The 19,642-nt window shown below is 65.8% G+C and carries 19 protein-coding genes; 12 read left to right on the forward strand and 7 right to left on the reverse strand.

Annotation, left to right across the window (positions count from 1 at the left end; translation table 11 throughout):
• Window positions 1-14: 14 nt before the first annotated feature.
• Window positions 15-230, reverse strand: a complete 216-nt coding sequence (locus ACWEO2_RS41850) for a biotin/lipoyl-binding carrier protein (protein ID WP_452410458.1) — start codon at window positions 228-230, stop codon at window positions 15-17.
• Window positions 231-353: 123 nt separating this feature from the next.
• On the opposite strand from ACWEO2_RS41850, the gene ACWEO2_RS41855 reads away from it, so the two are divergent.
• Window positions 354-428, forward strand: coding sequence for a 50S ribosomal protein bL37 (locus ACWEO2_RS41855; RefSeq protein WP_095887907.1), 75 nt, complete (start codon window positions 354-356; stop codon window positions 426-428).
• Between the two features lie 123 nt (window positions 429-551).
• On the opposite strand, the gene rsrA is transcribed toward ACWEO2_RS41855, so the two are convergent.
• Together rsrA and ACWEO2_RS41865 are read right to left on the reverse strand one after the other, a co-directional pair.
• On the reverse strand, window positions 552-812 hold the full coding sequence (rsrA, locus tag ACWEO2_RS41860) for a mycothiol system anti-sigma-R factor (protein ID WP_354961574.1): 261 nt from the start codon (window positions 810-812) through the stop codon (window positions 552-554).
• Window positions 813-832: 20 nt separating this feature from the next.
• Window positions 833-1,636 (reverse strand): sigma-70 family RNA polymerase sigma factor, encoded by an 804-nt coding sequence (locus ACWEO2_RS41865; RefSeq protein ID WP_452410472.1) that lies wholly within the window; start codon window positions 1,634-1,636, stop codon window positions 833-835.
• Between the two features lie 170 nt (window positions 1,637-1,806).
• Between ACWEO2_RS41865 and ybaK the strand changes: the two genes are divergently transcribed.
• Both ybaK and ACWEO2_RS41875 read left to right on the forward strand, forming a co-directional pair.
• Window positions 1,807-2,301, forward strand: coding sequence for a Cys-tRNA(Pro) deacylase (gene ybaK / locus ACWEO2_RS41870; protein WP_452410459.1), 495 nt, complete (start codon window positions 1,807-1,809; stop codon window positions 2,299-2,301).
• An 83-nt stretch (window positions 2,302-2,384) separates the two neighbouring features.
• On the forward strand, window positions 2,385-2,729 hold the full coding sequence (locus tag ACWEO2_RS41875; RefSeq protein ID WP_452410460.1) for a hypothetical protein: 345 nt from the start codon (window positions 2,385-2,387) through the stop codon (window positions 2,727-2,729).
• A gap of 24 nt (window positions 2,730-2,753) precedes the next feature.
• Here the strand turns inward: ACWEO2_RS41875 and ACWEO2_RS41880 are convergent, their stop codons facing one another.
• Window positions 2,754-3,545, reverse strand: a complete 792-nt coding sequence (locus ACWEO2_RS41880; RefSeq protein ID WP_452410461.1) for an SOS response-associated peptidase — start codon at window positions 3,543-3,545, stop codon at window positions 2,754-2,756.
• 95 nt (window positions 3,546-3,640) lie between these two features.
• Between ACWEO2_RS41880 and ACWEO2_RS41885 the strand changes: the two genes are divergently transcribed.
• From ACWEO2_RS41885 to rsgA, 3 genes are all read left to right on the forward strand, one after another.
• Window positions 3,641-5,188, forward strand: a complete 1,548-nt coding sequence (locus tag ACWEO2_RS41885) for an aldehyde dehydrogenase family protein (protein WP_452410462.1) — start codon at window positions 3,641-3,643, stop codon at window positions 5,186-5,188.
• 345 nt (window positions 5,189-5,533) lie between these two features.
• On the forward strand, window positions 5,534-6,844 hold the full coding sequence (gene aroA, locus ACWEO2_RS41890; protein WP_452410463.1) for a 3-phosphoshikimate 1-carboxyvinyltransferase: 1,311 nt from the start codon (window positions 5,534-5,536) through the stop codon (window positions 6,842-6,844).
• Window positions 6,845-6,945: 101 nt separating this feature from the next.
• Window positions 6,946-7,827: a ribosome small subunit-dependent GTPase A gene (gene rsgA, locus ACWEO2_RS41895; protein ID WP_452410464.1), complete on the forward strand. Its 882-nt coding sequence runs from the start codon at window positions 6,946-6,948 to the stop codon at window positions 7,825-7,827.
• Between the two features lie 9 nt (window positions 7,828-7,836).
• Here the strand turns inward: rsgA and ACWEO2_RS41900 are convergent, their stop codons facing one another.
• Together ACWEO2_RS41900 and secA are read right to left on the reverse strand one after the other, a co-directional pair.
• Window positions 7,837-8,214: a nuclear transport factor 2 family protein gene (locus ACWEO2_RS41900; protein WP_452410465.1), complete on the reverse strand. Its 378-nt coding sequence runs from the start codon at window positions 8,212-8,214 to the stop codon at window positions 7,837-7,839.
• A gap of 134 nt (window positions 8,215-8,348) precedes the next feature.
• Window positions 8,349-11,192 (reverse strand): preprotein translocase subunit SecA, encoded by a 2,844-nt coding sequence (gene secA / locus ACWEO2_RS41905; RefSeq protein ID WP_452410466.1) that lies wholly within the window; start codon window positions 11,190-11,192, stop codon window positions 8,349-8,351.
• Between the two features lie 661 nt (window positions 11,193-11,853).
• On the opposite strand from secA, the gene ACWEO2_RS41910 reads away from it, so the two are divergent.
• The 6 genes from ACWEO2_RS41910 to bluB all read left to right on the forward strand — a co-directional run bounded on the left by ACWEO2_RS41910 (window position 11,854) and on the right by bluB (window position 18,739).
• Entirely contained in the window at window positions 11,854-13,266 is a 1,413-nt protein-coding gene (locus ACWEO2_RS41910) for a WS/DGAT/MGAT family O-acyltransferase (RefSeq protein WP_452410467.1), read from the forward strand.
• Between the two features lie 40 nt (window positions 13,267-13,306).
• Window positions 13,307-13,837, forward strand: a complete 531-nt coding sequence (locus tag ACWEO2_RS41915; RefSeq protein ID WP_452410473.1) for a DUF6912 family protein — start codon at window positions 13,307-13,309, stop codon at window positions 13,835-13,837.
• Between the two features lie 117 nt (window positions 13,838-13,954).
• Window positions 13,955-15,112 carry a ferredoxin reductase gene (locus ACWEO2_RS41920; RefSeq protein ID WP_452410468.1) on the forward strand — a complete coding sequence of 386 codons (1,158 nt, stop codon included), beginning with the start codon at window positions 13,955-13,957 and terminating at the stop codon, window positions 15,110-15,112.
• Window positions 15,113-15,191: 79 nt separating this feature from the next.
• Window positions 15,192-16,604 carry a fatty acid desaturase family protein gene (locus ACWEO2_RS41925; protein WP_355177010.1) on the forward strand — a complete coding sequence of 471 codons (1,413 nt, stop codon included), beginning with the start codon at window positions 15,192-15,194 and terminating at the stop codon, window positions 16,602-16,604.
• Between the two features lie 94 nt (window positions 16,605-16,698).
• Complete coding sequence (locus ACWEO2_RS41930; protein ID WP_452410469.1) at window positions 16,699-17,946, forward strand: fatty acid desaturase family protein; 1,248 nt, start codon at window positions 16,699-16,701, stop codon at window positions 17,944-17,946.
• Between the two features lie 157 nt (window positions 17,947-18,103).
• Entirely contained in the window at window positions 18,104-18,739 is a 636-nt protein-coding gene (gene bluB / locus ACWEO2_RS41935; protein WP_355177149.1) for a 5,6-dimethylbenzimidazole synthase, read from the forward strand.
• Window positions 18,740-19,238: 499 nt separating this feature from the next.
• Here the strand turns inward: bluB and ACWEO2_RS41940 are convergent.
• The coding region (locus tag ACWEO2_RS41940) for an acyl-CoA dehydrogenase C-terminal domain-containing protein (RefSeq protein WP_452410470.1) at window positions 19,239-19,642 on the reverse strand (404 nt) is incomplete at its 5' end.

Here is a 19,642-nt window from a genome sequence, read left to right on the forward strand (position 1 = left end):
ACTCGCTCCAGATATTAAGAGATGACAGCGATTAGGTGCCCGGACTTGATCGCGTCGCCCGCTTTGACGCCGATCGAGGTCACCGTGCCATCGCTCTCGGCCAGCACCGGGATCTCCATCTTCATCGACTCGAGGATCACCAGCGTGTCACCCTCGCGCACCTCGTCACCCTCGGCAACGACGATCTCCTGTACAACCGACACCAGCTCCGAGAGCACTTCCTCAGCCATGACACCCCATTCGTTGGTTCGCTTGTATCCGCTGAAGGTACAGCCAACCACACATGGAACAATGACCTTCGATCAGAGTGCTCCCCGCGGACGCGGGGGTGATCCGCAGAAGGGAGACTACCGATGGGTAAGCGTGGTCGTAAGAAGCGCAGCCGCAAGGGAAGCGCAGCCAACCACGGCAAGCGTCCTAACGCCTGAGCCGTAACGAATACGAAAAACACCGAGGGCCAGCAACTTCCACCAGGAAGAATGTGGCGCTCGGTGTTTTTGTGTTGCGGAGCTGTTTTCTGTGTCCAGGGCGCTGAGCGCAACCAGGCGGGACTACTCGGTGGTCTCGACTCGCGTCACCGTGACGGAACGACGGATCTCCACGCTCAGCCGATCGCGCAGCGTATCCGGTGCCCGGTCGCCACCGCACTTGCGACTCAGCAGGCTCTTGATCTTCTCCTCGATGCCGTAGGCCTCGATGCACGGCGAGCAGTGCTCCATGTGGTGCTGCAGCCGCTCGCGCGTGGCCTGGTCGCACTCGTTGTCGAGCAACAGCCAGACATCGGCCAGTACCGCCGTGCAGTCCAACTCCATATCGGGGTCACGCTCTGTACTCACTGCTTGACCTCCTGGCGTTCCGCGCCGTTGCGGTTGAATCCACGTTCGCGCGCCACATCGGCGAGCAAACCCTTGAGCTGCTTGCGGCCGCGATGCAGCCGGGACATCACCGTACCGATGGGAGTGCCCATGATGTCGGCGATTTCCTTGTACGGGAAGCCCTCGACATCGGCGTAGTACACCGCCATCCGGAACTCCTCCGGCAGCTCCTGCAGCGCGGCCTTGATGTCATCGTCGGGCAGCGCGTCCAGCGCCTCGACCTCGGCCGAACGCAGGCCGGTCGAGGTGTGCTCGGCGGTGGCCGCGAGCTGCCAGTCGGTGATCTCGTCGGTCGGGTACTGCGCGGGCTGGCGCTGCTTCTTGCGGTAGGAGTTGATGTAGGTGTTGGTCAGGATCCGGTAGAGCCAGGCACGCAGATTGGTGCCCTCTTTGAAGGATTTGAAGCCCTGGAACGCCTTGACGTAGGTTTCCTGAACCAGATCCTCGGCATCGGCCGGATTCCGGGTCATGCGCAGCGCGGCACCGTAGAGCTGGTCGAGCAACGGGAGCGCATCGCGCTCGAACCGCTGCACCAGCTCGGTATCGTCGACCGCGGCGCCGACCGCACCGTCGGTCACCACGTCATCGTCGCTCGTCACACCAATCCCTTCGATCGCCGTACCTGCCAAATCTACAGGCGCGGTCGGATCGAGTGGGAACCGAGCGTCCCCCGCGGCACCATCGACGTGCCCGAAGGCGGCGGCGGAGCGCGATAACGCCGGGGGCCGAATGTGTCGCATATCCAGCACAGCTGACGCCACCGGGCGCTCTTCGAGCAGAACGGGCACCGACCTCTCCTTCACGTCGTACTGCTGTTCGGGGATTCTGTATTCGCATGCAACATGCGGGTGCCCGAGTGTGTTCCCACAGCGAACTCTGCGCACCGAAAACGGTTTGCCGAACCGGGTTACCGCGCCGCTAGGGTGACCGCATGGCAGGAGCCTCGACCCCGGCGATCCGCACCCTGGCCAAGGCCGGTGTCGCCCATCGCGTGCACAGCTACAAACACGATCCGCGCGCCGAATCCTATGGCGCGGAGGCCGTCGACGCCCTCGCCGCCGAGGTCGGTGTGACGGCGGCGCAGATCTTCAAGACGCTGGTGCTCGAATTGTCGACCGGCGCACTCGCGGTCGCGGTGCTGCCGGTGCCGAACACCTTGTCGCTCAAGGCGGCCGCCGCCGCGCTTGGCGCGCCCAAGGCGGCGATGGCAGATAAGGCGAAGGCCGAGCGAATCACCGGTTACGTGCTCGGCGGCATCTCCCCGCTCGGCCAGCGCAAGCTGCTGCCGACCGTCGTCGATGCCTCGGCGCTGGCCTGGGACCGCATGTTGTGCAGCGCAGGACGGCGCGGATTGGAGATCGAATTGGCGCCAGCCGATCTGGTCCGACTCACCGACGCGGTCACCGCACCGGTCACATCGGGATAAACGGGATAAAGCAGCACCGAGCCAGCAACATTTATGCGTTACTGAACGGGCCAAGATCGTCCGACTCGAGGATGGGATGCGAAATGTCCGCGCGCCAGCGATTGTGCACCGTGATCGTCACCCTGTTCGGAGTTCCCCTACTCGCCCTCGGCCCGGCCGCGCTGTCCGCGCCGACGGCCACCGCCGCACCGGGCGGTCCCCTGGTGATCGACGTCAACGACTTCCCGTTCAACGAGCACGTCGTTGACGACGCGCCGAAGAAGGACGGCCCCCCGAAGAAGGATGAGCGGGCCGACAAGGCCGAGAAGCTGGGCGGCGGGGTCGCTAGCAAGGTCATCGACATGGCCGGCGGTATGGCCGTCCTGGCCGGCAATATCGTCAAGTGCGTGCTGAATATCGTGACGAACAGCGTGAAGTGCCAGCTCTGAGTCGATGCACGGTGGGCCGGGCGATCACAGCAAGCTGATCTGCCCGGCCTTTTCCGTACCCGCCTGAATGTCCAAGGGCGCCAGCAACTCCGGGCCGTTATTGCGCACGCTGTTGACCAGCGACGAAACCGGACGCGCCACAATGCCCGCCACCGACTCGACGCTCGGCGTCTCGAGCAGCGCGGCCGGTGCCGGATGGTCCGGATCCAGCCAGGCAGCCCAATGCTCGCGCGGCATCGGCAGCGGCATCCGGTCATGGATGTGGGTGAGCTCGCCGACGGCGTCGGTGGTCAGGATGGTGCAGGACAGCAGCGGTTCGCTCGCCTGCAGTGAGCGGTCCCGCCATACCGACCACAGCCCGGCCATATACAGCCGCGATCCATCGGCATTCGCCATGAAATAGGGATGTTTGGCGACCTTGCCCTTGGCTGCGGCATCCGGTTCGACCAGCCACTCGTACCAGCCGTCCATCGGTACCAGGCAGCGGCGGTACTTCACCGCATCCCGGAACGACGCCGTGGTCGTGGCCTTATCGGCGCGGGCGTTGAACAGCGGCTTCCCCTTCACCGGCACCCCGGGTTCGGCAGCCTTGGTCCACACTGGGATCAGGCCCCAGCGCATCCGCCGGATGCGCAGCTCGGCCTCATCGTCCGGATGGCCGTGTTCGTGCCGCTCGACCACGGTGAGCACCTGGGTGGTCGGCGCGACGTTGTAGTTGGTGAACCCGCCGCCGTTGCCGGCAGGAGTCTCGTCGATGGCATCGAGCTCGACGGCGAGCCGACCGGGATCGGTAGTTGTCGCATATCTGCCACACATATCTCGATACTTCCACTAGGCGCCGACACACACGGGAAGAATTGATGGTACGTGGTGACCTGGTGAGAGTTGTGACATAGCATCATCTCAAGGGAATGGCCGTTAACTTATCTCGGCAAGAGGAGAGACCCACCGTGACAACCATCGAGACCACCCCAGCGGCACCGGAGACGGCGCTGAAATCGGTCGATCCGGCCACCGGAGAGGTCATCGGCACACACACCATCGCCGATGCCGACGCGGTGCGCGCGGCCGTCGCCAAGGCCCGCAGTGCCGCCGCGACCTGGGGTGGACTGAGCTTCGATTTGCGGCGCAAACATCTGCTGCGCTGGTCGAGCCAGCTGGTCGCGGACTCCGAGGAATTCACCGCGCTGATCCACAGGGAGAACGGCAAACCGCTCGACGACGCGTTCCTGGAGTTGATGCTCGCACTCGAGCACATCGCCTGGGCGGCCAAGAATGCCAAGAAAGTTCTCGCGCCCAAGAAGATCGCCCCCGGGGCGTTCATGGCGAACTTCTCGGCCCGGCTGGAGCAGCGCCCGCTCGGCGTCATCGGCGTGATCGGCCCGTGGAACTATCCGGTCTACACCCCGAACGGCTCCATTGCCTACGCGCTCGCCGCGGGCAACGCCGTGGTCTTCAAGCCGAGCGAATTCTCCACCAGCATCGGCAATTTCCTCTCCGACGCGTTCAAGAAGGCCAATCCGGAGCTGCCGGAAGGGATCTTCGAAACCATCAACGGCTACGGCGCGACCGGCGCGGAACTGGTCAAGTCCGGCGTGGACAAGATCGCGTTCACCGGCTCGACCGCGACCGGTAAGAAGATCATGGCCGCGGCCGCCGAATCACTGACCCCGGTACTGCTGGAATGCGGCGGCAAGGACGCGGTGATCGTCGCGGGCGATGCCGATATCAAGGCCGCCGCCGACGCGGTCGCCTGGGGCGCCACCGCCAATAGCGGCCAGACCTGCGCCGGAGTGGAGCGGGTGTACGTGGATCGCTCGGTTCGCGATGACTTCGTCGCCGAGGTCAAGCGCATCCTGATCGACATCAAGCCGGGCTCGGGCTCCGATGCCGCCTACGGACCGATGACCATGCCCAGCCAGATCGATATCGTGCGCCGCCATATCGACGATGCGCTGAAGAGCGGTGGCACCGCGGTACTCGGCGGGCCGGAGTCGGTCAAGGGACCGTTCATCGAGCCGGTCGTGCTCGTCGATGTGGACGAGAGCTCCGAGGCGGTCGCCGAGGAGACCTTCGGCCCGACCGTCACCATCCGGACGGTGGACAGCGTCGACGAGGCGGTCGAGCTGGCGAACAAGTCCAAGTACGGCCTGTCCTCGGCGGTCTACTCGAAGAAGAACGGCCTGGATATCGCCCGTCGACTGCGCGTCGGCGCCACCTCGGTGAACTCCGTGCTCGCCTTCGCCGCCATCGCGGGCCTGCCCTTCGGCGGCGTCGGCGATTCCGGTATCGGCCGCATCCACGGCGAGCCGGGCCTGCGCGAATTCGCCCGTCCGCATTCGATCGCGGTGCAGCGCTTCGCGATTCCCGGCATGGCGCTGCTCAGCTACTCGCGGACCAAGTCCACCATGAAACTCCTGCGCCGCCTGGTCCCCATCCTGCACGGACGCCACAAGTAGGTTTGTGCGTCGGGCTCGTCTTTCCTGGCGAGCCCACTCACACCGTTAACCACCACCGAGCGAATCTCACGAGTTCGCAGTCCGTTGCGTCTCCGCAAAGGCGCGGCCATCGAACTCAGCCGAACCCGCCCAAGCGCATGCGCCGCAGGCGCGAATCCGATCACTGGCCGGTGCACCTCGAGCGCCGAACTGCCCAGTCGAGGCGACCACAAGGGAGCGAGTCTTACGAGCGACCGTTCGCGGCCCGTCTCGCGTCCGAGTCGTCGAAGCGCATGCGCCGCAGGCGCTGCAATTAGACAGAGCAGGCGCGGCAAATCCAACACCGCCCGTGTGTCCAGGTTCGCGATGGGCGAAGATGGACGGGTGAGTTTCTGGCCAGCGCCCCATGTCGATGTACCCGTGCACGCGACCGTGACCTTGCCCGGATCGAAATCGATCACGAACCGGGCCTTGATCCTGGCCGCGCTCGCCGAGGGCCCTTCGACCATCTCCGGCGCGCTACGCAGCCGCGATACCGAACTCATGATCGGCGCGCTGCGGGCATTGGGCGCACGGATCGAAGGCGATGGGGACACGCTGACCGTGACGCCAGCGCCGCTGCACGGCGGCACCGTCGACTGCGGGTTGGCGGGCACCGTCATGCGGTTCCTGCCGCCGGTCGCGGCCCTGGCCACCGGCGATGCCGCCTTCGACGGTGACGAGCAGGCCCGGGTCCGCCCGCTGGCCACCATCCTGGACGCATTGCGCCGCATCGGCGCGGATATCGAGGGCGACGCACTGCCGTTCACCGTGCACGGCAAGGGTGCCCTGCGCGGCGGCGCGGTCACCATCGATGCCTCCGGATCGTCGCAGTTCGTCTCCGGTCTGCTGTTGTCGGCGGCCCGCTTCGACGAGGGCATAGTGGTGCACCACGACGGCAAGGCGCTGCCCTCCATGCCGCATATCGAGATGACGGTGGAGATGTTGCGGCGCGCCGAGGTCGCCGTCGAGGCACCCATCGATAGCCGCAAGGCTCAGACCTGGACCGTCGCACCCAGCCCGATCCGCGCGGTGAACTGGGATGTGGAGCCGGATCTGTCCAATGCCACGCCCTTCCTCGCGGCGGCCGCCATCACCGGCGGCGAGGTCCGCATTCCGCATTGGCCGCGCCTGACCACCCAGCCCGGTGACGTGATCCGGGAGATCCTGGTGCGCATGGGCGCCGAGGTGACCCGCTTCGACGGCCTGCTGACCGTGCGCGGCCCGGAACGGCTCGCCGGTATCGACATCGATCTGCACGATGTGGGCGAGCTGACCCCGACCGTGGCCGCCCTTGCGGCACTGGCGGATTCGCCGTCCCGGCTGCGCGGCATCGCGCACCTGCGCGGGCACGAGACCGATCGGCTCGCGGCCCTTTCCACCGAGATCAACCGGCTCGGCGGCAATGTCACCGAGACCGAGGACGGACTGGAGATCACCCCGGCCCCGCTGCACGGCGGCAACTGGCATTCCTACGCCGACCACCGAATGGCAACCGCCGGTGCGATTCTCGGACTGAGGGTGCCGGGTGTAGCGATCGAGGATATCGGCACCACGGCCAAGACGCTGCCCGGATTCATCGGCCTGTGGGAGCAGATGCTCGATCCGACGCTCTCGAATCAGGGAGCGGCCCGCTGAGAAAACGCGAGTACGACGAGTCGGATGTCCGGGTACGCCCGGGCAGATCGTCGCGTCCACGCACGAAAACCCGTCCGCAGCACAATGATGCGGAATCGGCCATGGTCGTTTCGGTGGACCGCGGCCGTTGGGGTTGTGTGCTCGACGGCGATCCGGACAAGCTGATCGTCGCCATGCGGGCCAGGGAACTCGGCCGCACCCCGATCGTCGTCGGCGACCAGGTCGACGTGGTCGGCGATCTCTCCGGAAGACCCGATACGCTCGCGCGCATCGTCCGCGTCGCCGAACGCCGAACGGTATTGCGCCGCACCGCCGATGACACCGATCCCTTCGAGCGGATCGTCGTCGGCAATGCCGAACAACTCTTCATCGTCGTCGCCCTCGCCGACCCGCCGCCGCGCACCGGATTCGTCGAACGGGCCATGGTCGCCGCATATGCCGGTGGGCTGCAACCGATTCTGTGTCTCACCAAACACGATCTAGCGGCCGAATCCGAATTCGCCGCCGCCTTTGACGATCTCGATCTCACCATTATCTACGGCGGCATCGACGACCCACTCGAACCGGTCCTCGAGCTGCTCACCGACCGTCTCACCGCCTTCATCGGCCACTCCGGCGTCGGCAAGTCGACACTGGTCAATCGCCTTGTCCCCGATGCGGATCGAGCCGTCGGCGAGGTCTCCGGGGTGGGCAAGGGCAAGCACACCTCGACCCAATCCGTCGCCCTGCCACTCCCCGGGGGTGGCTGGGTCATCGACACGCCCGGTGTCCGCTCCTTCGGCCTGGCCCATATCACCCCCGACGATGTCATCGCCGCCTTCACCGATCTGGCATCCGCCATCGAGGACTGTCCGCGCGGCTGTACCCACCTCGGTCCGCCCACGGATCCGGAATGCGCATTGGATGCATTGCCCGGCAAGGAACGTCGCGTTGCGGCCATCCGGCTCCTGCTGACCGCGCTCAATGCCAACGATTCCTGGTAGCCGCCGCAGCTAATGCCCGTCGGGCTGTTCCGGGGCGAAGGGCCATTCCTCGAAGCGGGTGCACCGACCGTCGGAGTCGAACCGCAACACCCACAGATCACGCCAGCGCGAGAGCGTATCCCACCGATACTCCACGCTCACTCGGACAACAGCGGTCGAATCCTGCACCGCGACAATCTTGGAGGCCATCGTGAACGCTTCATCGGGCCCGCTGCGCTCGGCCTCCCAGAACACCCCGAGCGGTTCGAGACCGACAATGGGATCCGCCCACGGCGACACCAGATATTCGACATCGTCGGTGAACAGCTCGCCGAGCAGTCCGGTGCCCGGCGAGCGCCAGGCCCGTTCGTAACCACCGACCCATTTCTCGACAGCGTCCCGGTCCACGCCTCGAAGTTACTCCGCCGCACCGTCCCTCGTGGCCGTTAGCGACTGCTTGCAGGTCGCTCGACAGGGTCGGCTGCACAGACGCGAAGGTGCCCATGAACGCACGGTCCATGGGCACCCTCGTGATCGGCGATTCAGTGCCGACGACGCGACTTCGGTGCGCGCTTCCCCTTCGATTCGGCGCGGGCGGCCTCGCGGCGTTCGCGCCGAGTGCCACCACCGAATTCGCCGTCGCCGTACTCCTCGGCGTCGTCGTGCACGGCGGCGTGACCGCCCTCGTCCGGGCCCGAGTAGCTGAAGCCGCGCGAGCCGCGATCGTCGATGCCCTTGGCGCGCAACGCCGCCGGAGCCCCGTTGGCCATGGGAGCGGCTTCCTGGGTGGGCAGCGGACGCGGCGCGGACATCGCGCCGACCGGGGAACGCAGGCCCTGGTCAACCGAAACGCCCTCCGGTTGCGGCTGCTGCACCTCGACCTGCAGGTTGAACAGGAAGCCGACCGACTCCTCCTTCAGACCCTCGAGCATCGCGGCGAACATGTCGAAGCCCTCGCGCTGGTACTCGACCAGCGGATCGCGCTGCGCCATGGCACGCAGGCCGATGCCCTCCTTGAGGTAGTCCATCTCGTAGAGGTGCTCGCGCCACTTGCGGTCCAGCACCGAAAGCAGCACCTGGCGTTCGAGATTGCGCATCGAACCATCGCCCGCCAGACCGTCGATCTGCTGCTCGCGCTTGTCGTAGGCGTCATGTGCATCGTCGAGCAGCGCATCGACCAGTTCGTCCTTGGTCAGGTCGCCCGCCTCGCCGACACCGGTCTCGCCGGTCAGATCCCGGTAGTCCAGGCTCACCGGGTACAGCGTCTTCAGCGCCGTCCACAGCTTGTCCAGATCCCAGTCCTCGACGTAGCCCTCTGCGGTGGCGCCATCGGCATAGGCGGTGATCACATCGGTGATCATCTCCTGTACCTGGCCCTCCATATCCTCACCGCGCAGGATCCGGTTGCGCTCGCCGTAGATGACGGTGCGCTGCTGGTTCATCACCTCGTCGTACTTGAGCACGTTCTTGCGGATCTCGAAGTTCTGCTGCTCGACCTGGGTCTGGGCGCTCTTGATGGCCTTGGAGACCATCTTCGCCTCGATCGGCACGTCATCGGGCAGATTCAGCCTGGTCATGATGGCCTCCAGCGCGGCGCCATTGAAGCGCCGCATCAGCTCATCACCCAGCGACAGGTAGAACCGGGACTCACCCGGGTCACCCTGACGACCGGAACGACCGCGCAGCTGGTTGTCGATGCGCCGCGACTCGTGCCGCTCGGTGCCCAGCACATACAGGCCACCGGCGTCGCGCACCGCGTCAGCGTCCTCAGCGGTCTGCTCCTTGACCCGCTCCAGCGTCGGCAGCCAGGCGGCCTGGTACTCCTCCGGCGTCTCCACCGGATCCAGCCCCTCCTTGCGCAGGATGATGTCGGTGATGATGTCCGGGTTGCCGCCGAGCACGACGTCGGTACCACGACCGGCCATATTCGTCGCCACGGTGACCGCACCCGGTCGGCCCGCCTCGGCGATGATCTCGGCTTCCTTCTCGTGGAACTTCGCGTTGAGCACGTTGTGCGCGATACCGCGCTTGGTGAACTGCTTGGACAGGTACTCCGAGCGCTCGACGCTGGTGGTACCGATCAGCACCGGCTGACCCTTTTCGTGCCGTTCGACGACATCGTCGACCACCGCCGAGAACTTGGCCTCTTCGGTCTTGTAGATCAGGTCGGACTGGTCCGCGCGGACCATCGGCCTATTGGTCGGGATAGGCACAACGCCCAGGCTGTAGATCTGGTGCAGCTCGGCGGCCTCGGTCTCGGCGGTACCGGTCATACCGGAGAGCTTGTCGTAGAGGCGGAAGTAGTTCTGCAGCGTGATCGTGGCCAGGGTCTGGTTCTCCGGCTGGATCTCGACGCCTTCCTTGGCCTCGATCGCCTGGTGCATGCCCTCGTTGTAGCGGCGCCCGATCAGGATGCGGCCGGTGAACTCGTCGACGATGATGACCTCGCCGTCGCGGACGATGTAGTCCTTGTCCCGGTTGTAGAGTTCCTTGGCCTTGATGGCGTTGTTCAGGTAGCTGACCAGCGGCGAGTTGGCGGCCTCATAGAGGTTGTCGATGCCGAGCTGATCCTCGACGTACTCGACGCCCGCCTCGTGCACGCCGATGGTGCGCTTCTTGATATCGACCTCGTAGTGCAGGTCCTTCTTGAGCAGCGGTGCGATGCGCGCGAATTCGGCGTACCACTTCGAAGAGGCGTCGGCCGGACCCGAGATGATCAGCGGGGTGCGGGCCTCGTCGATGAGGATGGAGTCGACCTCGTCGACCACGGCGAAGTTGTGCCCGCGCTGAACCAGATCGTCGAGCGAGTGGGTCATATTGTCGCGCAGGTAGTCGAAGCCGAATTCGTTATTCGTGCCGTAGGTGATGTCGGAGTTGTAGGACTCGCGACGCTCGGCCGGGGTCATACCGGACAGGATCACGCCGACACTGAGCCCGAGGAAGCGGTGCACACGGCCCATCCACTCCGCGTCGCGCTTGGCCAGGTAGTCATTGACCGTGACCACGTGCACGCCGTCGCCGGAGATGGCGTTGAGGTAGGCGGGCAGCACACAGGTCAGGGTCTTGCCCTCACCAGTCTTCATCTCGGAGATATTGCCGAGGTGCAGCGCCGCGCCACCCATGATCTGCACCTTGTAGTGCTTCTGGTTCAGCACGCGCCAGGACGCCTCACGGGCCACCGCGAAGGCCTCGAGGAGCAGATCGTCCAGCGATTCGCCGTCCGCGTAGCGCTCCTTGAACTCGTCGGTCTTGGCACGCAGCTCGGCATCGGTGAGCAGCTCGTACTCGGGCCCGAGCGCGAGGACCTCGTCCGCGAGGTGGGCGAGCCGCTTGACCGTGCGTCCCTCACCAATCCGTAGCAACCTCGTCAGTGTCAGCGCAGGCACGGGTCTCGTCAGTCCTCTGGTCGGTGTGTCAAATGTTCGGCCGTCACCCGGGTCGGGCAGTGTGCTCAGGGCCCCCGCCCAGCATGGCGGAATCCGCTGCACCGTTCATGGTAATGCGGCCACCATGCTAGTTCCGTAGCGACTGCTTGCAGGTCGCTCGTAAGAGCCAGCCGGTAGCCAGCGCCCCGGCGCCGCACCCGCCGCTACCACCGAGGCGGCAGCCGTTTCTTCTCACCGTACCCGCCTGTCGCGCGCGGGAGCGGGCCAGAAATGCAGCTCGCGGTCTCCGATAGCGCAGACCGGTGCGAACTTCGGTCGATCGAACTGGAGTCGAACCTGTTTCACTGTCGGTGTCATACGATGTAAGTCGTCCGTGGTGCCGACTGCATCGACCCCATTTGCTGAGGTCGGACGGCATGCGATGACGTAGGGGCAGTGCGGCTCTTGGGCATGTCCCGCGCGGTACCCCCGCTCGCTGTGGTCGAATCGAGTACCCCGGAACCGAACCGATGAACCCTCCCACGGATCGCGGGTTCGGGTAAAGGGGTGCGCGGATATCGCTGGATTTGCCACAGGAGGCGGAACGGACCGTTGTGGGCGACCACAATAGGCGATGCAGATGGCTCGGGTGGGAGCCACATCGGAAGGAGCACCGGGCAGCGTGATCACGAGATTGACGCCGCAGGACGCGTCGTTCTATCGGCTCGAGTCGAGTAGCAATCCGATCCACATCGGCTCTCTCGCGATCGTCCGAGGTAGCGACTCCACACCGGGGGAACCGGCACTGGACTACGACCGGCTGGTCGACCTGGTGGAGAGCAGGCTCTCCCTGGTCCCCCGCTACCGCCGAAAGGTGCGCGAGATCCCCTTCGCGCTCGGCCGTCCGGTCTGGGTCGAGGACAGCCAATTCGATATCACCTATCACATCCGCCGCTCCGCACTGCCCGCTCCGGGTAGCGACTCCCAGCTACACGATCTGGTGGCCCGGCTGGCGTCGCGTCCGCTCGATCAAAGCCGCCCGCTGTGGGAGATGTATCTGATCGAGGGGCTCACCGAGGGCCGGTCCGCGATCTTCACCAAGACCCATTCGGCACTCGTCGACGGGGATACCGCGCTCGAGATCGGGCACGTGATCCTCGACAACAGCCCCTCCCCACGCGACATCGCCGACGACTCGTGGGTCGCGCCGCGCGAACCCAATGAGGCGGAGCTGCTGGTCGGCGCGCTCACCCATCTGGCCGGGCAGCCGCGCGAGGTGCTCGAGGTCGCCCGCGACGCCAGCGCACACGCGTTCTCGGTGGTCGAGGCCGCGGGCAAGGCGGTGGACTCGGTGGTCTCGGCCGTGCGCGCGGCGGCCATCGGCGCACCCGACAGCCCGCTGAACGCCAAGACCTCGCGCAATCGCCGCTTCGACGTGGTGCGCACGGATCTGGAGGACTACCGCAAGATCCGCAAGCGCTTCAACTGCTCGATCAACGACGCGATCCTGGCCGTCGTCACCGGCGCGCTGCGCAACTGGCTGCTCTCACGGGGTGAGGCGCTCACCGAATCGGCCGTGCTGCGCGCGGTGGTGCCGATGTCGGTTTATGTGGAGGGCATCGACGACCAGCTGAAACCGGTCAGCGAGGTGTCCTCGTTCCTGATCGATCTGCCGGTGGGTGAACCGAATCCGGTGATGCGGCTCTCGCACATCTCCCACGCCACCGAGGCCAATAGCAAACACCGGCGCGGGGTTCGGGCACGCACCCTGGTGCACTTGGCCGGGTTCGCTCCGGCCAGCCTGCATGCGATGAGTGTGCGGGCGGCGAGTACTTTCGCAGAGCACACGTTCAATCTGGTGATCACCAACGCACCGGGTCCGCAGACCCCGATGTATATCGGCGGCGCGCGGATGCTGGAGATGTATCCGGTGTCGCCGCTGCTGCGCAACCAGGCCTCGAGCATCGGGATCACGTCCTATGACGGACGCGTCTTCTACGGACTCAACGCCGACCGCGACGCGATGGCCGATATCGGCGTGCTGGCCGCGTCGGTGCACGAGTCCATGGAGGAGATGCTCGGTGCCTGCGTCTGAACAGAACACTCTGCGGGTCTACATACCCGCCACCGTCCCGATGCTGCGTGAACTCGTCGCGAACCGGGAACTGCGCGCGGTCGGCGGCACCGCTTTCGCGGTCACCCCGACCCTGCGCGAGGCCTACGCCTCCGGTGACGACGACGAGTTGGCCGAGGTCGCGATGGCCGAGGCCGCGCGGGCCTCGCTGCGGCTACTGGCCGCCGAGCGCGAGGAGGCGGCCGAGGACCGCGTCGACGATGACGATTCCGAGGACGCCGACGGTCCCGTCACCTACCACAGTCCGGTCTACCGGCGCGCGGTCATCGCCGCCGATGTGACGGGTGCGAAGCTGCGCCCCGACCTCGACGACGCGGTGGTCCGGCTGGCCGGACCGATCGGCTACGACCGGATCGCGTCGGTGCATGTCGATCTGGCCGAGGCCGAACCCGAGGTGGCCAAGGCAGTCGATGTGGTGGACGCGGCCGATCTCGGCGATACCGATGCCGAGTTCGTGCTCGGCGACGCCGAGGACCATCAGCTCGCCTGGTACGCCGCCCAGGAACTGCCGTTCCTGCTCGAATTGCTGTGATCCGGGCCGAATCACGGTGAGTCAGCACCTGCGCATCCCGCGCAAACCTACGATGCCGTAACCTGACAGCGAGGCGGCTCCGCTGGTGGCCGCACGACAGGGAGACGAACTGCGGCAATGGTCTTGAAAAAAGCGGCATCCTCGGTGCGCACGGTCCGGGAGTGGCTGGAGGCTCCGGCGGCCGAGGTCGCCGAGCGCGGCGGACGGCTGAACGTATTGCGCGGCGCCGTCGCCCGCGTGACCACACCACTGCTGCCCGACGACTATCTGCACCTGGCGAATCCGCTGTGGTCCGCGCGGGAGCTGCGCGGCCGAATTGTCGAAGTGCGCAAGGAAACCGCCGATTCGGCCACCCTGGTCATCAGGCCGGGCTGGGGCTTCGACTGGAAATACGAACCGGGTCAGTACATCGGCATCGGCATCCTGGTCGACGGCCGTTGGCACTGGCGCTCGTACTCACTGACCTGCCCGCCGAACTGGACCGATCCGGAACACCACGGCAAGCGCACCATCTCGATCGCGGTGAAGGCGATGCCGGAGGGCTTCCTGTCGAGCCATCTTGTCAGCGGTGTCGCCGCGGGCACCATCGTCCGGCTGGCCGCGCCGCAGGGTGGTTTCGTGCTGCCGTCGCCGCCGCCGGAGAAGGTGCTGTTCCTGACCGCGGGCAGCGGTATCACCCCGGTCATGGCCATGCTGCGGGCGCTGGATCGCCGCGATGTGGTCACCGATGTGGTGCATGTGCACTCCGCCCGCAGCCTCGACGATGTGATGTTCGGCGCCGAACTGGGCGACCTGCACGACCGGCACCCCAGCTTTTCCTCGCACCTGCACCTCACCGACGAACAGGGCCGGTTCTCCCTCACCGCACTCGATGATCGGTTCCCGGATTGGCGCGAGCGCCAGACCTGGGCCTGCGGCCCGGCCGCCATGTTGGACGAGATCGAGCAGCACTGGCGCGAGGCGGGCGTCAGCGATCGCCTGAATGTCGAGCGATTCGAGATCGAACGCTCCGCCATCGGCGAGGGCGGCACCGTCACCTTCGCCAGGACCGGGCGCACCGCGCAGGTCGACGGCGCGAGCAGTCTGCTGGAGGCGGGCGAGGCCGCCGGTGTGCAGATGCCGTTCGGCTGCCGGATGGGCATCTGCCAAACCTGTGTCGTGACACTGGCTTCCGGACATACCCGCGATCTGCGCAACGGTGACGAGCGCCGCGAGGGCGACAAGGTGCAGACCTGTATCTCGGCCGCGGCGGGCGACTGCACGCTCGACGTCTGAGACAGCTAGCACTCAGCCCACCCGCCGGGAGGATCCGGCAGGTACCCTCGAGGTACATCCAGTCAGTGAAAGGACCCCGGTGGCCATCACCGATATCAAGGCGTTCGCTCATCTCACGGCGGGCGACATCGAAACACTGGGGCAGGAACTCGATTCCATTCGCCGCTCCGTCGAGCTGTCCCGCGGCGAGCGTGACGCGAAGTACATCCGGCGCACCATCGCCGCGCAGCGCGGCCTCGAGGTGCTCGCGCGCGCGGTGCTGTTCGGCAGCCGCAACCGCTGGGCCTGGCTGACCGGTACGGCACTGCTGTCGGTCGCCAAGATCATCGAGAATATGGAGCTCGGGCACAACATCAGCCACGGGCAATGGGACTGGATGAACGATCCGGAGATCCACTCCAGCACCTGGGAGTGGGATATGACCGGGCCGTCGGCGCAGTGGCGCCGCGCGCACAACTACTCCCACCACACCTACACCAATGTGCTCGGCAAGGACGAGGACCTCGGCTTCGGCATCCTGCGGATGACCCGCGACGAGCAGTGGCGGCCGATCCACCTGGTCCAGCCGCTGGCCAATATCCTGCTCGCAGCCACCTTCGAATGGGGTATCGCGCTGCACGACTGGAGCATCGAGAAGGAACTGTCCGGCGTACCGCCCAAGGAGCTGATGTCGGAGCCGAACAAGGAGTTCGCCCGCAAGATCACCCGCCAGGTAGCCAAGGACTTCGTGTTCTACCCCGCGCTAACCGGACCCGCCTTCATGTCGACGCTCAAGGCGAACGCGACCGCCAACCTGGTGCGCAACCTGTGGGCCTATGCGGTGATCTTCTGCGGCCACTTCCCCGACGGCGCCGAGAAATTCACCATCGAACAACTCGAGGGCGAGACCAGCGGTGAATGGTATCTGCGCCAGATGCTCGGCAGCGCCAACTTCAAGGCCGGGCCCGCCATGGCCTTCATGAGCGGCAACCTCTGCTACCAGATCGAACATCACCTGTTCCCCGATCTGCCGAGCAACCGCTATCCGGAGATCGCGGCCCGGGTCCGCGAACTGTGCGATAAGTACGACCTGCCCTACACCACCGGCTCACTCGGCAAGCAGTATCTGCTCGCCTTCCGGACCATCCACAAGCTGGCGCTGCCGGACCGCTTCCTCAAGCGCACCGCCGATGATGCGCCGGAGACCTCCTCGGAGCGCAAGTTCGCCGGCATCTCGATGCCGGCGATGCCCAATGCCGAGCGCTGGGCCGACAAATGGAATGAGACGCATTGGCTGCCCGTCGACCCGGAGACCGGTAAGCGCCGCGGGCTGCGTTCGGCGCTGACCGAGGCCAAGGTGGTGCTGCGGGAGAAGGCACGGCACGAGAAGGAAGTGCTGCGCGAGGCGAAGCTGGCGCTGCAGGAGAAGGCACGTCAGGAAAAGGCGACATTGCAGCGGAAAGCCGCGCGTGAGCGGGCGATTCGTCGGATCCGACGCCGCAAGATGAGCTAGCATCCGCCGTTCCCATTTGCAATGGGGGATTTACCACATCCCGGAGACGGTCCCCGCAACCTACGGTCTCGTAACTTACGGTACTGTAACCGCCATGGCGATCTCGGATGTCAAGGAATACGCGCACCTCACAGAGGCCGATGTGGAGGCACTAGGCGCGGAATTCGACGCGATCCGCCGTGATGTCGAGGCCTCGCGCGGTGCCCGTGACGCGCGGTACATCCGCAATGTCATCCGACTGCAGCGCGTGCTCGAGATCAGCGGCCGCGCGGTGCTGTTCGCCAGCTTCCTGCCGCCCGCCTGGTTCACCGGTGTCGCCCTGCTCAGTGCCGCCAAGATCATCGAGAACATGGAGATCGGGCACAACGTCATGCACGGGCAGTGGGACTGGATGAACGATCCCGAGGTCCACTCCAGCTCCTGGGAATGGGATAACACCGGCCCGTCCAAGCACTGGAAGCACACGCACAACTACCTGCACCACAAGTACACCAATGTGCTCGGCATGGACGACGACATCGGCTACGGCCTGCTGCGCGTCACCCGCGACCAGCGCTGGAAGCCGTTCAATATCGGCAACCCGGTGTACAACCTGCTGCTGCAGATGTTCTTCGAATTCGGCGTCGCGGTGCAGCATCTCGAGCTGGGCAAGGTCGGCCGGTACCGGCCGGATTCCGCCGAGCGGGCCGAATTCGAGGTCAAGCGCAAGGAAGTGCTGGTCAAGATCGGCAAGCAGATCGGCAAGGACTACCTGCTGTTCCCGCTGCTGACCGGGCCGGCCTTCGTCTCGACGCTCACCGCGAACCTCACCGCCAATATCATCCGCAATGTCTGGACCAATGCGGTGATCTTCTGCGGCCACTTTCCGGACGGTGCGGAGAAGTTCACCAAGGCCGATATCGACAGCGAATCCAAGGGCCAGTGGTACCTGCGCCAGATGCTGGGCAGCGCCAATATCTCCGGCGGTCCGCTCATGCACTTCATGACCGGCAACCTGAGCCACCAGATCGAACACCACCTGTTCCCGGACCTGCCGAGCAACCGCTACGCCGAGGTCGCGGTGCGGGTGCGCCAGCTGGCCGACAAATACGACCTGCCCTACACCACCGGCTCGCTTCCGGTGCAGTACTTCAAGTCCTGGCGCACCATTCTGAAGCTGTCGCTGCCGAACAAGTACCTGCGCGCGACCGCCGACGATGCCCCCGAAACCGCCTCGGAGCGCAAGTTCGCGGGTGACACCGCCCCCAGCTTCGACCCGGTGACCGGTAAGCGTCGCGGGCTGCGCACGGCACTGCAGCAGGGCCGTCGCCGGATCGCGCGGCGCGCCGTGCCGATCGGCTGACACGCAGTCGCAACGAGGGCGCCCACGGAAGTCCGTGGGCGCCTTCGCCTTTCGATGGACATATCGGCTCGCGGCCAGTGCGCTCACAGTATCTCCCCGGGCCTCGACGGGAGCGCGGGTTGCGGCTGGTTGACTGAGGGGCGTGGGTGCGGAAGATCTGAGCGTTTACGAGGCCATCCGGATGCGGCGGGATGTGCGGGCCGAATTCACCGGTGACCTCGTCGATGATGCGACGCTGTGGCGGATACTCGATGCCGCACATCGCGCGCCCAGTGTCGGCAATTCGCAGCCGTGGGACTTCGTGGTGGTGCGCGAGGGTGCGACGCTGCGGAAGTTCGCGGAGCATGTCGCGCAGAAGCGGATCGAATTCCGGGATGCACTTGCGCCGGAGCGGGCGGCGACCTTCGAACCGATCAAGATCGAGGGCATCACCGAGAGCGGCACCGGCATCGTGGTCACCTACGACCACGACCGGGGCGGCCCGCAGGTCCTCGGCCGCGCCACCGTCCCCGAAACCGGCATCTACTCGGCGGTTCTCGCCATCCAGAACCTCTGGCTCGCCGCGACCGCGGAGCAGATCGGCGTCGGCTGGGTCTCGTTCTACGACACCGAATTCCTTTCCGACCTGGTCGCCCTCCCCGAAGGCATACGCCCCGTCGCCTGGCTGTGCATCGGCCCCGTTCACCAATTCCAGCCCATACCCGACCTCCAACGCTTCGGCTGGCGCACCGGCCGTCCCCTCACCGACGCCGTCCACCAGGAGACCTACTCCCCCGCCTCTCCGCGCCTTTAGGCCATACAAGTTGGGTGCCACGCACGTTGCGTTCAGGTCCTACGTCGAGTGCCAGGTGAGTTTTGGGCGTTCCCAACGAGTTACCGATGTGCTCCCTAAACGCATCGCCACTGGTCATGGTGCCGACAGTGCCGTGTGTTGTGTGGCCAATTGCCATCTAATCGTCAAGAATTCGGCCGACGTGTGTAGGGCGGTACTGAATGACACCGCGTGCTGGTCTCGCGCGGTCGGGCCGGGCTGGTGACGGTCTGCGGTGGCGCCGGGAACCCACCCGAGTTCACGCGGAGCGGCCAGGCTAGGGAAACGCTGTTCGAGGTTCCCGCGTCGGCGGTGTCGCGGGCACAGCCTGAGGCTGCGGCGTGGGTGGCGTCGTGGGAATCAGGCGCAGCTGTGGTCGCGGATTCTCCGCCGTACCGGTACGGAAGAGGCCAGTTCGAAGCCCGTGTTCACTGCCGAGCCGTTGACTGTGATGACAGGACTTCGAACATTCACTACGCCATCAGAAGGCAGTTTCGTCGAGTTCCATGATGTCGTTGTCGAGGTTGGACAGGATGGTGCGTGTGGCGGTCAGCTCCGGCAGGATGTTCCGGGCAAAGAACTGAGCGACCGCGACTTTGCCTTCGTAGAATGCCTTGTCGGCACCCTTCGCGCCGTTGTCCGAGGCGACGATGGCGATCTCGGCCTGCCGCAGCAGCTGCCAGCCGATCAGCAGGTCACCGACGGACATCAGGAAGCGCACCGAACCCAGCCCGACCTTGTACAGCTCGCTCGGCTGCTCCTGGGCGCCGATCAGGTGCCCGGTCAGGGCGGCGGCCATGGCCTGGACATCCTCGAGCGCGGTGGCCAGCAGCTTGCGCTCGCCCTTGAGGCGACCGTTGCCCGCCTCGGAGTCGATGAACTTCT

The organism is Nocardia sp. NPDC004278 (assembly GCF_053602975.1).

Excerpts from the sequence above, each read along its gene's own strand:
- ACWEO2_RS41850 (WP_452410458.1), bottom strand. The coding sequence starts at position 230 with ATGGCTGAGGAAGTGCTCTCGGAGCTGGTGTCGGTTGTACAGGAGATC.
- rsrA (WP_354961574.1), bottom strand. The coding sequence starts at position 812 with ATGGAGTTGGACTGCACGGCGGTACTGGCCGATGTCTGGCTGTTGCTC.
- ybaK (WP_452410459.1), top strand. The coding sequence starts at position 1,807 with ATGGCAGGAGCCTCGACCCCGGCGATCCGCACCCTGGCCAAGGCCGGT.
- ACWEO2_RS41875 (WP_452410460.1), top strand. The coding sequence starts at position 2,385 with ATGTCCGCGCGCCAGCGATTGTGCACCGTGATCGTCACCCTGTTCGGA.
- ACWEO2_RS41880 (WP_452410461.1), bottom strand. The coding sequence starts at position 3,545 with ATGTGTGGCAGATATGCGACAACTACCGATCCCGGTCGGCTCGCCGTC.
- ACWEO2_RS41885 (WP_452410462.1), top strand. The coding sequence starts at position 3,641 with ATGGCCGTTAACTTATCTCGGCAAGAGGAGAGACCCACCGTGACAACC.
- aroA (WP_452410463.1), top strand. The coding sequence starts at position 5,534 with ATGGGCGAAGATGGACGGGTGAGTTTCTGGCCAGCGCCCCATGTCGAT.
- rsgA (WP_452410464.1), top strand. The coding sequence starts at position 6,946 with ATGGTCGTTTCGGTGGACCGCGGCCGTTGGGGTTGTGTGCTCGACGGC.
- ACWEO2_RS41915 (WP_452410473.1), top strand. The coding sequence starts at position 13,307 with ATGCTGCGTGAACTCGTCGCGAACCGGGAACTGCGCGCGGTCGGCGGC.
- ACWEO2_RS41920 (WP_452410468.1), top strand. The coding sequence starts at position 13,955 with ATGGTCTTGAAAAAAGCGGCATCCTCGGTGCGCACGGTCCGGGAGTGG.
- ACWEO2_RS41930 (WP_452410469.1), top strand. The coding sequence starts at position 16,699 with ATGGCGATCTCGGATGTCAAGGAATACGCGCACCTCACAGAGGCCGAT.